At 59.9% G+C, this 12,148-nt stretch carries 16 protein-coding genes and 1 other RNA gene; 3 read left to right on the top strand and 14 right to left on the bottom strand.

Translation table 11 applies throughout. From position 1 onward, the window contains the following. Nucleotides 1–10: 10 nt before the first annotated feature. Both yunB and murD read right to left on the bottom strand, forming a co-directional pair. Entirely contained in the window at nt 11–715 is a 705-nt protein-coding gene (gene yunB / locus PHI30_RS01980; protein WP_300023188.1) for a sporulation protein YunB, read from the bottom strand. A gap of 45 nt (nt 716–760) precedes the next feature. Next, nucleotides 761–2,137, bottom strand: a complete 1,377-nt coding sequence (murD, locus tag PHI30_RS01975) for a UDP-N-acetylmuramoyl-L-alanine--D-glutamate ligase (protein ID WP_300023186.1) — start codon at nt 2,135–2,137, stop codon at nt 761–763. Nucleotides 2,138–2,286: 149 nt separating this feature from the next. On the opposite strand from murD, the gene rnpB reads away from it, so the two are divergent. Next, nucleotides 2,287–2,641: RNase P RNA component class A (gene rnpB, locus PHI30_RS01970), an RNA gene on the top strand. Nucleotides 2,642–2,890: 249 nt separating this feature from the next. Here the strand turns inward: rnpB and PHI30_RS01965 are convergent. The 12 genes from PHI30_RS01965 to ruvC all read right to left on the bottom strand — a co-directional run bounded on the left by PHI30_RS01965 (nt 2,891) and on the right by ruvC (nt 11,149). Continuing rightward, the gene (locus tag PHI30_RS01965) at nt 2,891–3,211 is read right to left on the bottom strand and encodes a DUF6291 domain-containing protein (RefSeq protein ID WP_300023183.1); all 321 of its coding nucleotides are present in this window, start codon (nt 3,209–3,211) and stop codon (nt 2,891–2,893) included. Between the two features lie 234 nt (nt 3,212–3,445). Beyond that, nucleotides 3,446–4,180: a YebC/PmpR family DNA-binding transcriptional regulator gene (locus PHI30_RS01960; protein ID WP_300023180.1), complete on the bottom strand. Its 735-nt coding sequence runs from the start codon at nt 4,178–4,180 to the stop codon at nt 3,446–3,448. A gap of 5 nt (nt 4,181–4,185) precedes the next feature. Further along, entirely contained in the window at nt 4,186–4,968 is a 783-nt protein-coding gene (locus PHI30_RS01955) for a Nif3-like dinuclear metal center hexameric protein (RefSeq protein WP_300023178.1), read from the bottom strand. Then, nucleotides 4,952–5,656, bottom strand: coding sequence for a class I SAM-dependent methyltransferase (locus PHI30_RS01950; RefSeq protein WP_300023176.1), 705 nt, complete (start codon nt 5,654–5,656; stop codon nt 4,952–4,954). Before PHI30_RS01950 ends, PHI30_RS01955 begins: the two co-directional genes overlap by 17 nt. Nucleotides 5,657–5,724: 68 nt before the next feature. Further along, nucleotides 5,725–5,934, bottom strand: coding sequence for a DUF1858 domain-containing protein (locus PHI30_RS01945; RefSeq protein ID WP_300023173.1), 210 nt, complete (start codon nt 5,932–5,934; stop codon nt 5,725–5,727). A 212-nt stretch (nt 5,935–6,146) separates the two neighbouring features. Further along, entirely contained in the window at nt 6,147–6,428 is a 282-nt protein-coding gene (locus PHI30_RS01940) for a zinc-ribbon domain containing protein (protein ID WP_300023170.1), read from the bottom strand. Between the two features lie 39 nt (nt 6,429–6,467). After that, nucleotides 6,468–7,106, bottom strand: a complete 639-nt coding sequence (locus PHI30_RS01935; protein ID WP_300023167.1) for a sigma-70 family RNA polymerase sigma factor — start codon at nt 7,104–7,106, stop codon at nt 6,468–6,470. 65 nt (nt 7,107–7,171) lie between these two features. Continuing rightward, complete coding sequence (glmM, locus tag PHI30_RS01930; RefSeq protein ID WP_300023164.1) at nt 7,172–8,527, bottom strand: phosphoglucosamine mutase; 1,356 nt, start codon at nt 8,525–8,527, stop codon at nt 7,172–7,174. Nucleotides 8,528–8,591: 64 nt separating this feature from the next. Next, nucleotides 8,592–9,650, bottom strand: a complete 1,059-nt coding sequence (gene ruvB, locus PHI30_RS01925; RefSeq protein WP_300023161.1) for a Holliday junction branch migration DNA helicase RuvB — start codon at nt 9,648–9,650, stop codon at nt 8,592–8,594. 13 nt (nt 9,651–9,663) lie between these two features. Then, nucleotides 9,664–10,020: a hypothetical protein gene (locus PHI30_RS01920; RefSeq protein WP_300023158.1), complete on the bottom strand. Its 357-nt coding sequence runs from the start codon at nt 10,018–10,020 to the stop codon at nt 9,664–9,666. After that, the gene (gene ruvA, locus PHI30_RS01915; RefSeq protein WP_300023155.1) at nt 10,021–10,626 is read right to left on the bottom strand and encodes a Holliday junction branch migration protein RuvA; all 606 of its coding nucleotides are present in this window, start codon (nt 10,624–10,626) and stop codon (nt 10,021–10,023) included. It abuts the gene before it with no gap. Nucleotides 10,627–10,639: 13 nt separating this feature from the next. Then, nucleotides 10,640–11,149, bottom strand: a complete 510-nt coding sequence (ruvC, locus tag PHI30_RS01910) for a crossover junction endodeoxyribonuclease RuvC (protein ID WP_300023152.1) — start codon at nt 11,147–11,149, stop codon at nt 10,640–10,642. Nucleotides 11,150–11,402: 253 nt separating this feature from the next. Here ruvC and PHI30_RS01905 point away from each other — a divergent pair, with 253 nt between their 5' ends. Both PHI30_RS01905 and PHI30_RS01900 read left to right on the top strand, forming a co-directional pair. Beyond that, a complete protein-coding gene (locus PHI30_RS01905; RefSeq protein ID WP_300023150.1) occupies nt 11,403–11,639 on the top strand; it encodes a hypothetical protein in 237 nt (78 codons plus the stop codon). A gap of 132 nt (nt 11,640–11,771) precedes the next feature. Beyond that, nucleotides 11,772–12,148: hypothetical protein (locus PHI30_RS01900; protein WP_300023148.1), on the top strand; the 377-nt coding region annotated here is incomplete at its 3' end.

The following is a 12,148-nucleotide window of genomic DNA, read 5'->3' as shown; positions in this document are numbered from 1 at the left end:
GGGTTCCTCCCTATTGCCCGTTGAGGATATAATCCTTCAAATCTTCTTCGTAGGTGCTTGGCGTGGTGCTGAAATAGGTATACGTATCCGGCACGGAGCCGACGATGATGGTCTCCGCCACGGTGACGACGTTGGAGATCTTAGTGGCGGCGGCGAAGCCGGGCAGCAGGATACTGACGTAGACGTCGATATGCAGCACGATGCGGTGCTTGGTCTGGTTGATGCCGGCGGACTCAAACTCGTTGGTAAACCACGCCGACGAGGAGCCAACCGACTCCATCCGCACGGTGATGCGGGGGCCCCGGCCTGCCAGCAGCGCCGTGCCGGTGAGGGTGCCCACGGGGATGGAAAGCTCCCGGGCGGACACCTGATTCACCCGGGTGAGGATGATGTCCAGCACGTCGGATTGCAGGCGGTTGAAGGCGGCCATGTTGCTGTGAACGGCCGTGATGCGCCCCTCCGTGTCCTTTTCAAAGGAGATCAGCTGCGTGTAGCTGATTTCTCCCTTTTCTATGGCCTCTCTCACCGCCTCGGTCACGATGCGGTTGACGGTGTTGGAAACCCGCGTGGTGGCAAGACTCTCCAGCAAAGGGCGCAGCTGCGCGGTGGCGTACAGTGCCGCCCACAGCACCAGTGCCGCCGCCAGAAATGCCAAAAAGCGGGTCACAGTCCGGCGGTCCGGCCGCCGGCGATAGTAGAAAAAGCCCGGTCTCATCCGCCCTCACCCCCTTCCGTTATCCTATGCGAAGGGGGCCTGGCCTTATGGCAGCTGGTTTACGATCTCTTTGAATGCCCTGCCTCGCTCCATGAAGTTGGCAAAGCGGTCAAAGGAGGTGCTGGCGGGGGACAACATCACCACGTCGCCGGATTGCGCGGCCCTGTCCGAGAGCGCTACGGCCTCGCGGTAGTCCGCCGCGTCCACGATCTTCAAACCCTTATAGTTGGGCGCTTCCTCCACGGCGCGGCGAATGACGCCTGCCGTGGCGCCGCAGAGTATCAGCAGCTTCACGTGCTCGTTGACAACGGGGCCAAGCGCGTCGTAGGGGATCCCCTTATCCTTGCCGCCCGCGATCAGGATGACGGTTTGGTCAAAGGACCGGAGTCCCGCGATGGTGCGGCTGGGGCTGGAGGCAATGGAGTCGTTGTACCACCGGACGCCGTTGCGGGTGCGGAATAGCTCGATGCGGTGCTCCACGCCGCCAAAGGACCGGGCAAACGCCCGGATGGTCGTATCGTCCACCAGACCGTCCACTGCGGCGATGGCGGCCAGATAGTTTTCAATGTTATGAACGCCGGGCAGCATGATGTCCGACGTGTCCATCACCACCCGCTCATCCCAGTTGTAGCGGGCGATAATGGAGGTGCCGCGCAGAAAGACGCCGTCTGAAAGTTCCCGCTTGCGGGAGAACAGCCGTACCCGGCCCTTTGCCCTCTCCGCCAAGCTTGCGGTGGTGTCGTTGTCGGCATTAAAAATAGCAATGTCATGGAAGGACTGGTGTGTAAAAATGTTTTCCTTTGCGGCAACATACTCCGCAAAATCCTTGTGCACATCCAGATGGTTGGGTGCGAGATTGGTCATGACCGCGAGAAAGGGGCTGCGCTTCATGGTCATCAGCTGGAAGGAGGAAAGCTCCAGCACAGCGAGATCACTGGGCTTCATCTGCCCCGTCTCCGATAGCAGCGGGTGGCCGATGTTGCCGCCCAGGTGGACCGTCCGCCCAGCGGCCTTCAAAAGCTCCGCGATGATGGTGGTGGTGGTGGTTTTCCCGTCGCTTCCGGTGACAGCCAGCAGCGGGCAGGGGCAGACCTCAAAAAAGACCTCCATCTCGCTAATCAGCACGCTGCCCCGGGCCACCGCTGCGGCAAGCGGCGCAAGGTCGGGGCGCAGACCGGGGGTACGGAAGATGACGTCCTGCCGCAGGTCAAGTAGATAGTCCTCCCCCAGACGCAGCTTCACGCCCAGCGCCTCCAGTTCCCCGGCAAGGCAGCCCAGAGCCGAGCGCTCCTTCCGGTCGCAGGCGGTGACGTCCACGCCGCGCTCCGCCAGCAGGCGGATCAGGGGGAGGTTGGAAACGCCGATGCCGATGACCGCCACGGTCTTTTGCTGCAAGGATGATAGATATTCCTCAAATTTCACGGGAATCGCTCCTTATTGGCTCCGCCCGCAGGCGGAATTGTTTTGTCCATACAGTTTCACATTATACCGCACTCACTCAAAAATTACAACGCGGCATGGAAATTTTCAACCGTTGACAACTGCCTCGCTTTCCTGTACAATAAACTCCACGAGGAAAACAGACAGTCGCGTGGGCAGGCCGAAAGGCCGTCTATGAGGAAAGTCCGGGCTCCACAGGGCAAGGATAACGGGTAACGCCCGCCCAGAGCGATCTGAGGAAAAGTGCAACAGAGATATACCGCCGTATCCCCGCAGGGGGCCGCGGTAAGGGTGGAAAGGTGAGGTAAGAGCTCACCCGTCACATGGGAACATCGTGACGCTGTAAACTCTATCCGGAGCAACACCGTGATTGGAAGCATTGGCCTGCCCGGCCGCTTCCCAGAGGTGGCTTGAGCGTGCCGGCAACGGTACGTCGAGATAGATGACTGTCAAATACAGAACCCGGCTTATAGTTTTGCTCGCATCTGATATGGTCCCTCCTGCGCAATCCGCAGGAGGGACTCAGCTTGTCGAAAAGTCTTTTCGACAAGCTGAGCAAGATTTTTTGAACTTATGAAAGTTCAAAAAACTTCTGATTGAAAACGAAAGACACCCTTCCTGGGTTTCTTTCGTAACTATCTTCCTTCCCGAAAATCCGAATTTCAGGGTTTATCGAAAGACCGGGTCCCTCCTGCGCAATCCGCAGGAGGGACTTTTCTTTTGCGCCGCCAGCGCTCAAGGCATCTCCCAGTCGCTGCCGTCCCGGCTTTGCGGGATGCTCCCCCGCCGCTCCCGCGCCGCCTTCACGTAGCGCTCGTGCTTTTGCAGCCACTTTTCCGTGTCCCGCCGAATGGTCTCCGCCATGAAGGAAAACGCCATCTGCGTCTCTAAAGTCATCCTTGGGTGCGGCGGCAGCCCCGCCGTGCCGGTCTGCTTTGCCTGCGCCGCGGCAAATTCAAACAGGGCGGACAGCAGCTCGCCCCGCTGCTCCGCCGGAAGGCGCGCAATGTGCGGGTACATGTCCAGGTACAATAAAAAGCTCTTCTTTTCCGTCAATGAAACTCCCTCCCTATGTAATCCGCCGACGGGCCGCGAAAGTTGCACCCTTGCGTGCAACGAACGGCAAAATTTTCAAGAATGTTTAAAAATCTTCCCGCCAGAGCAAGAGCAAAAGCAAGAGAAAGTGTTTCTGTTAGAGCAAGGGTTTTTTACCATTGCACAAAAGTTAAGTTTTGTTGAAAAAGTTGTGGAAAGAAAAAGGGAGAGCGGTTTGTCCACTCCCCCATAAACTCAGTCGTTATTCCAGTTGTGGAACACGTTTTGGACGTCGTCGTTGTCCTCCAGCATGTCGATGAGCTTTTCCATGTTCTTCACGTCGCCCTCGTCGGAGAGTGTGATGTCGTTCTGGGGCACCATCTCAATCTCGGCGTTGACAAAGGAGTAGCCCTTCCCTTCCAGCGCCTTCACCACGTCGTTGAAGGCGTCGGGATCGGTGGTGATCTCCAGCGCGTCGCCGTCGGCCTCAAAATCGGCGGCGCCGGATTCCAGCGCGTCCATCATGACGGTGTCCTCGTCCAGCTCGCCGTCCTCATTGTCGATGACGATGACGCCCTTGCGGTCGAAGGACCAGCTGACGCAGCCGGGGGCGCCCATGTTGCCGTTGCACTTATCAAAGGCGTGACGGACCTCCGGCGCGGTGCGCTGGCGGTTGTCGGTCAGGGCCTCCACGATGACGGCCACGCCGCCGGGACCGTATCCCTCGTAAGTAATGGATTCGTAGCTGTCGGTATTGCCGGAGCCGAGGGCCTTTTCAATGGTGCGCTTGATGTTGTCGTTAGGCATGTTGACGGCCTTGGCCTTGGCGATGACGGTGGCGAGACGGGAGTTGTTGTTGACGTCTCCGGAGCCGCCTTCCTTCACCGCCACGATGATCTCGCGGGCGACCTTGGTAAATGCGGCGGAGCGCTTGGCGTCGGCAGCTCCTTTGGTTTTTTGGATATTATGCCATTTGGAATGTCCGGACATGATGTTTACTCTCCTTCAACGTAGTACTGAATCACTTCCCGGTGGGAAGCGGATTTGATGACGCTTAGTTGGGGAAACTGCTCTTTCAGCGCATCCACCAGCGCGGCGCAGACGGGGTTTTCCGTGGGGAAATGGCCCGCGTCGATGAGATTGATCTCCCCTGTGTCCAAAAACTGGTGATAGCTGAGATCGGCGGTGACAAAGGTGTCGCACCCGGCGGCGATGGCCGGAGCGATGCAGTCCCCGCAGGCGCCGCCGCCCACGGCCACCCGGGAAACGGGCCGTCCGGCGTCGGAAAAGCGAAGGCCGTTGCACCCCAGCGTACGGGAGACGAAGCGGGCAAAGTCCCGCAGCGCCATGGGGGCGGGAAGCGTTCCCACCCGGCCAAGTCCGTTTTCACAAAGCACGCCGGGGCCTTCCAGCCCAAGGGTCTGGGCCAGAATATCGTTCACGCCGCCTTCTGCCACGTCCAGATTGGTGTGCATACAGATGGCGGCCACGTCGTGGCGCAGGAGCTTTCGCAGCAGATGGCCCTGCCGGGTGTCCTCCCGCACGCTCTGCACGGGGAGCCAATGGCAGTTCATCAGCGGATGGTGGGAGACGATGAGCTGACAGCCCAGGGAGACGGCCTCGTCCGCCACGGCCTCCGTGATGTCCAGCGCCACAAGGCAGCGCGTGACGCTCTTTGTGGGGTCGCCCAGCAGCAGACCCACGTTGTCCCACTCCATGGCCCCCGCCCGGGGAGCGCGCGTGAAGAGAAACTGTTCGATTTCACCGGCAATGGGCATGACGCCACTCCTCTCTCATTTCCAGCAGGGCGGTGAGTATGTCCCGCAGGGCGTCCGATCGCGCCCGGTCGGCTGCGTCGCCGGAGTGGTTCAGCCCCGCCACGGCGCCTTGCAGCCGGATGATCTTTTCGATCAGGTACCGGTCTCCCAGCGGGTCGTTCAAAAGCGCTGCCCCGCCGTAGAGCTGTCCCGTGGTGAGGGTCATCTCCCCCGCCGTGGCCTCCAGCACCGGATACAGCGTGCCCCGGTCCCGGACCAGCGCCTCCCGGGTGATGGAATAGCCGTTTTCCGCGAGAAAGCGGCGCAGCTCCTCTGCCTTGGTCATGGGCTGGAGCAGCAGCGTATGGCGGCCGGAGCGTGTCCATGGGGCGGCGGCGAGGATGGCGGCAATGGTCTCGCCCCCCATCCCGGCGATGACGATGGTGTCCGCCTCCTCCGGCGCGATGGCGGAAAGGCCGTCGCAGAGGCGAAAGTCGATGAGTTCCGCGCCGTAGCGCGCGCCGGTCTGCCTTGCCCGCTCCAGCGGGCCGGGGCGCAGATCGCCGGCAATGGCACAGCGCACCCGGCCGTGCAGCAAAAGCCACACGGGAAGGTAGGCGTGATCCGTGCCAACATCAGCGAGCTTTGCGCCGGGAGGTACCCAGTCCGCCAAAAGACGCAGGCGGGGCGTTAGTTCCAGATCCTTCAACAAAGGCCCTCCTCCGTGGAAAGACGCATACGGAATCCTCTCCCGTATGCGTCCGGTTCGATCAAACCTTACTCGGCGTCCTTGTTGGCTTCCTCGTTCACGAGAGCGAGCAGCTTCTCGCAGTCCACGCCGTGGACCATGCAGGCTTCCTCCACCGTTTCGCCGCGGGAAGAGGGGCAGCCCAGGCAGTGCATCCCGATGGAGAGGAAGATGGGCGCGGTCTGGGGAGCGACATCGAGAATTTCCCCGATGATGGTATCTTTGGTAATGGTAATCATAAAAGGGTTCCTCCAAATTCAAAATTCAACGGTCGTATTATACTCTATTATTTGCGTGAATTCAATAGATAATCCGAGGAACCTTGTTTTTTTGTCGTCTTTTCCCGTCTGCGGGTAATTTTTGGTCACTTCCGAAGGGTTTACAGGAAAAGAGACGCCCAAAATCGGGCGTCTCTTTTGAATGGCATCGTTCCGCGCGGAAAAGCAGGTTGTTATCTCTGCTGATCGCGCATCTTGGCGAAGCACTCGCTGCAATACACGGGGCGATCGGACTTGGGCTCGAAAGGAACCTTCGCCTCGCCGCCGCAGGAAGCGCAAACAGCGGTGAAGTACTCGCGGGGACCGCGAGAAGCGTTCTTGCGGGCGTCACGGCAGTTCTTGCAGCGCTGAGGCTCGTTCTGGAAGCCGCGCTCTGCGTAGAACTCCTGCTCACCGGCAGTGAACACGAACTCCTCGCCGCACTCTTTGCACACTAAAGTCTTGTCTTCGAACATGATTTTTACCCTCTCTTTGAAAAGAAAAATATATTGCGTTCAGCGTTGGCTGAAATCGCCGGAAAGAAGTTGCTGTGCCACCTTGCGACGGATCCGCTGCACAGCGTTGTCCACGGACTTTGGGGGCTTGCCTACCGTCTCGGCAATTTCCCTGCATGAAAGACCGTCTAAATAGTACCCCAAAATCTTCGCTTCGAATTCGGACAACTGTTTCCGGACACCGGATAAGAGGGCCGCCGTGTGCTCCCTGTCGATCAGAAAATCTTCAGGATTGCGCTGCGCCAAGTTACTGGTACCAGAGGTGTAGGAATTGCTGTCAAAGTAGGGTGTATCCAAAGAAACCGACTGATTGAGCGGTAAATGCTTATCGCGCGACGCGGCGCGCAAAACGGAATACAGTCGGCTGCGAATGCAAATTTCTGCGAAGGTCCGGAACGACGCCTCTTTGCCCGCGTCGTATTCCCGAACGGCCTTGATGAGTCCCACCATGCCCTCCTGCGTCAAATCCTCGCTGTCGCCGCCCACCAGAAAAAAGGGGCGGGCGCAGGTGCGGACCAGCCGGTTATACCGGGCGACCAGAATTTCTTCCGCCAGACGGTCTCCTGCCGCGCTGAGACGGCAGAGCGCTTCATCTGGGAAATTTTCCCGGGACTGCGGAGACTCATAAGATTTACACATCTCGTATTATACCTGTTTACCCACCGAAATGTCAAGCAATTGTTCAAAATTTCGCGGATAATTCCTTAAAAATTTAGTGATTTTATAAAATTCACCAGCCGCTGGGCCACCTCGTCGGCCATTTCGGCGGTCTTGGCCTCCACCATGACCCGGATCAGCGCTTCCGTGCCGGAAGCACGAACCAGCACCCGTCCGTTTCCGTGGAGCGCACGCTCCTCCGCCTCCACGGCGCCCTTGAGCGCGTCGGAGGCCATGATCTTTTCCTTGACGCCGCCGCTGTGGGGCACCTCCAGATTCAAAAGCACCTGGGGATAGGTGGCGCAGACGGAAGAAAGCGCGCTGGCCTTCTTCCCCGACCGGGCCAGCACCTGCAAAAACTGGAGGGCGGTCACCTCGCCGTCGCCGGTGGTTTCCAGCGCGGTGAAGATGGTGTGGCCCGACTGCTCGCCGCCGATGCGGTAATCGTGGCGGAGCATCTCCTCCAGTACGTTGCGGTCGCCCACGGCGGTGCAGACAAGGTCGATGCCGTTTTCCCGGCAGAACTCGTGGAGGCCCAGATTGCTCATGACGGTGGCGACGATGGTGTTGCCCACCAGCAGCCCCCGGCGCTTCATGTCCAGCGCGCACACCGCCATCACCTTGTCCCCGTCGATCTCCGCGCCAGTTTCGTCCACCAGCAGACACCGGTCCGCGTCCCCGTCAAAGGCCACGCCCACGTCGTACCCGCCGCGCACCACCATGGCGGAGAGGTCCTCCAGATGGGTGGAGCCGCAGCGGCTGTTGATGTTCACGCCGTCGCTCTGGCGATGGATGAAGTCCGTGTGGGCCTTGAAGCGGCCAAACAGCTCCGGCGCGGTGGCGCTGGCCGCGCCGTTGGCGCAGTCCACCAGAATCCGCAGCCCCGCAAGGTCGGATTCCACGGTGGAGGCCACAAAGTCGATGTAATCCTGCTTGAGCTGGCGCATCCCGTGGTGGCGGCGGCCGATCTCGCCCCGGGTGCGGTGCTTCAGGGGAGCGCCGGAGAGGATTTTTTCCTCGATCCGCGCTTCCACCTCGTCGGAGAGCTTATAGCCCTGCCCGCTGAACACCTTGATGCCGTTGTGCTCGTAGGGGTTGTGGCTGGCGGAGAGGACGATGCCCGCGTCCGCCTTCTCCTGCCGGGCAAGGTACGCCACGGCGGGGGTGGGGACGGTGCCCAGAGGCTTCACGTCGCCCCCCATGTCACAGATGCCCGCCATCAGGGCGGATTCCAGCATATCGGAGGAGATGCGGGTGTCCTTGCCGATGACCACGGTGGGACGGCTCCCCTTCTCCTCCATCAGCACGGCGGCGATGGCCTGCCCCACGCGAAAGGCCATTTCGGCGGTGAGGTTTTCGCCCACCACGCCCCGAATGCCGTCGGTTCCAAATAATTTACCCATGTTGATGATTCCCTTCTCGTTTGATGGCGCAAAAGCGCCGCAGCACCCACTTGGTGGCGTTTTTTTAGATGCTCAGCTGGTCCAGCGGACCTTCCGTCGCCCCGCCGGGGATGGGGCGGTGGAGGTGCCCGTAAGCCTTCTGCGTGACGCAGCGGCCCCGGGGCGTCCGGGTGAGAAAGCCCAGCTGCATGAGGTACGGCTCGTACACGTCCTCCAGCGTCACGGACTCCTCTCCGATGGTGGCGGCCAGCGTCTCAAGGCCCACGGGGCCGCCGTTATAGTTGTCGATGATGGCCCCCAGCATCCGCCGGTCCACGGTGTCAAGGCCCAGATGGTCGATCTCCAGCGCGCACAGCGCCTGATCCGCCACGTCCATGGTGATGACGCCGTCGGCCTTCACCTGGGCGAAGTCCCGCACCCGGCGCAGCATCCGGTTGGCGATACGGGGCGTGCCCCGGCTGCGGCGGGCGATCTCGTAGGCCCCGGAGGGCACGATGTCCACATTCAAAATCCCGGCGGAGCGTTTTACAATCTCGGAAAGCTCCTCGGGGGTGTACAGCTCCAGCCGCAGCGTCACGCCGAAGCGATCCCGCAACGGCGCGGAGAGCTGACCTGCCCGGGTGGTGGCTCCGATGAGGGTGAATTTCGGCAGGTCCAGCCGGATGGAGTTGGCGGAGGGCCCCTTGCCCACGATGATGTCCAGCGCGTAATCCTCCATGGCGGGGTACAAAATCTCCTCCACGGCGCGGTTGAGCCGGTGGATCTCATCCACGAAGAGGATGTCCCCCTCGCTTAAGTTGGTGAGCAGCGCCGCCAGATCTCCCGGTTTTTCGATGGCGGGGCCAGAGGTGATGCGGATGTTCACGCCCATCTCCTGGGCGATGATGCCCGCCAGCGTCGTCTTGCCGAGGCCCGGAGGGCCGTGGAGCAGCACGTGGTCCAGCGCCTCCTCCCGCCTGCGGGCGGCCTCGATGAAAACGGCGAGGTTTTCCTTGGCCTTCTCCTGCCCAATGTACTCCTTGAGGGTCCGGGGGCGCAGGGATACCTCCTGCGCGTCCTCCTGCAAAAGGGTCTTGGTCACGAGAGGCTCTTCATAGATGTCGCTTCCAAAGTCGATACTCAACTTGTCATCTCCTTCATGGCAGCACTTCGCCGCCGTAAGCCCACCGCAGGCCAAGCAGCCGCCGCTGAAACACCGCTGTGGACTGCTCTGCCCCGACGGTGTACACGACTTCTTTCTCCCTGCCGCGCTGCGTCACCTGCAAAAGCTCCACGTCCTCGCCCTGCTGCTTTTCCAGAAGCGCTTCCATCGCCGTTTCCGAGCTGCCACAGGTGTTGGAGGCAAAGGCCGGCGGAATCGTCAGTCCTGCCCACAATCCCACAAACAGCATGCCCACGGCGATGCCGTTGACCATGGTGCGCTTGTTTTTTGCCTTCTTTTCGGCTTCTTTCCGGGCCGGCGCCTTTTCTTTTGCGTTCTTTTTACTGCTCATTCACTTCACCATTTTCTTCAGGCTCGCTCGGATGATCTCCTCCAGCGGCAAGTTCTCCATGTCCACGCCCTTGAGCGCGGCGGAGACCTCCTGAGAGGAATAGCCCAAAACCGCGAGGGCGGCAGCCGCCTCGGTTGCTTTGCTGGAAAAGAGGGCCGCTGCCGGCGCGCCCTTGCCGCCGGAAAAATCCAGCCCGGCGGCGGTCTCCTTCGCCATCTTGTCCTTCAGCTCCAGAATGATGCGCTGGGCGATTTTTTTGCCGATGCCCGGCGCCGCCGTCAGGGTTTTCTCGTCCTCCGTCACGATGGCCATGGCCAGCGTTTCCGGCGTACCCACGGAGAGAATGGCAATGGCCGCCTTCGGTCCCACGCCGGAAACCCCGATCAGCAGCCGGAAGCTGGCAAGCTCGCTTTGGGTGGCGAAGCCGTACAGCCCAAAGACGTTCTCCCCAACGTTCAAAAAGGTATAGAGCTTGCCCCGCTGGCCCTTTTTGAGGTGGGCGAGGGTGTTGTTGGTGGTCATGCAGGCATAGCCCACGCCGCCGCAGTCGATCACGGCAAGGCCGGGCAAAATTTCCGCCACGGTGCCGTCCAGATAGTAAAACATACGTCAAAACTCCTTATACCGTTTCCTTCACGTCCTTTGTTTGCGGGAGCCGTGAAGTAAAACTCCTTGCGTGGCAAAGCGCCAGCCCCAGCGCGTCCGCCGCGTCGTCGGGCCGGGGGACGGCGGCAAGCTTTAAAAGCCGCCGGGTCATGTCCATCACTTGCCGCTTTTGCGCCTTGCCGTACCCGGTCACCGCCAGCTTCACCTGCGAGGGCGTGTACTCGAAGAGGGGGATGCCGCACTTTTCCGCGGCGCAGAGAATGACGCCCCGCCCGTGAGCCACGGCGATGCCGGTGGTGATGTTGGTGTTGAAAAACAGCTCCTCCACGGAGATCACGTCCGGGTGCAGCTTGCCGATCAGCTCCTCCATGTCCCGCTCAATTTGGTAGAGCCGCCGGGAAAGAGGAAGCCCCGCCGGGGTGGTGATGGCCCCGTAGGTCAGCATATGGACTTGTCCCCGCTCCGCCTCCACCAGACCAAAGCCGATGGTGGCGATGCCGGGGTCGATGCCTAAAATGCGCATGGCGCTCCCCTTCCGGTTTACATTCCCATCTAGTATAGCAAATTTCCGCCCCCGGCGCAACAGCAAAAAGAGCGCCCGAAGGCGCGGCGCGTTTTATATTAAAAATGGACAAGCGGTTTCCATCAATTGGAATGTCCGCTTGTTCTTTATTTTTGAGTAGCCCAGACTTCTTGCTTGACGAGAGTGTAAAGCTACTTACTCTAGGGCGTTACCCAGCGTCCAAACAAAAAAAAGAATGTGAGGTAATTTGAGTATGGGAACGATGAAGGTAATCAAGATTGAGCCTGCCAGTTTTACTGGCAATGATGGGAAGGAAGTTGTAGGTAGTTACTTCTTTCTTGTCCCTTCGGACCCGACGCAGGGAAAACCGGAGCGGGCTTTTCTCTCCGATGAGAAAGCCGCAGGGCTTTCTTATGTCCCCAAGTACGGTGAGACCGTCTATGTGTTTCGGAACGCCTTCGACAAGGTCGTTGATTTTGTGAAGGCGTAACACAGTAATCTTTATCCCCTGCCGGTGAATGTCGTGACGATATGCACGGTCAAGGGCGGTCCAAAATCGGAGCTTTAAGGCTCCGAAAAGGGCCACTTGACACCATATCGAATTCCGGGAAGTGCTTGCCATATGTCGAATTGTGCATCCCCCGTTCACGTCATTCACCGGTACCGGGATGATATCTACAAGGTAGTTACATTCAAGGGTGATCGGGACCGTGAAAAGCTCGTCCTCCGTGACAAGGAGGACGAGAATCACAACGAAATAAAGCTGGATTCCAATTTCAGCCGCGCCCGGTCCATGGTGTTGCAATATGCGCTTTGCAACCCATGGCAGTATTTTTTTACTGGCACGCTGAATCAGGAGAAATGGGACCGCAACTCTTTGGACGTTTTCATGTCTGCACTGTCCCAGAAAATTCGGGACTGGCGTAAGGTTTACGGCTTCAAGCTGGATGTGCTCTTAGTCCCGGAGCAGCACAAGGACGGCTCTTGGCACGTCCACGG

Origin of the sequence: Oscillibacter sp., assembly GCF_028693505.1 — a bacterium.
In the GTDB taxonomy this organism is placed as follows: domain Bacteria; phylum Bacillota; class Clostridia; order Oscillospirales; family Oscillospiraceae; genus Oscillibacter.
Note: the sequence above shows the minus strand (reverse complement) of the source record. Positions and strands in the feature narration are given on the sequence as shown.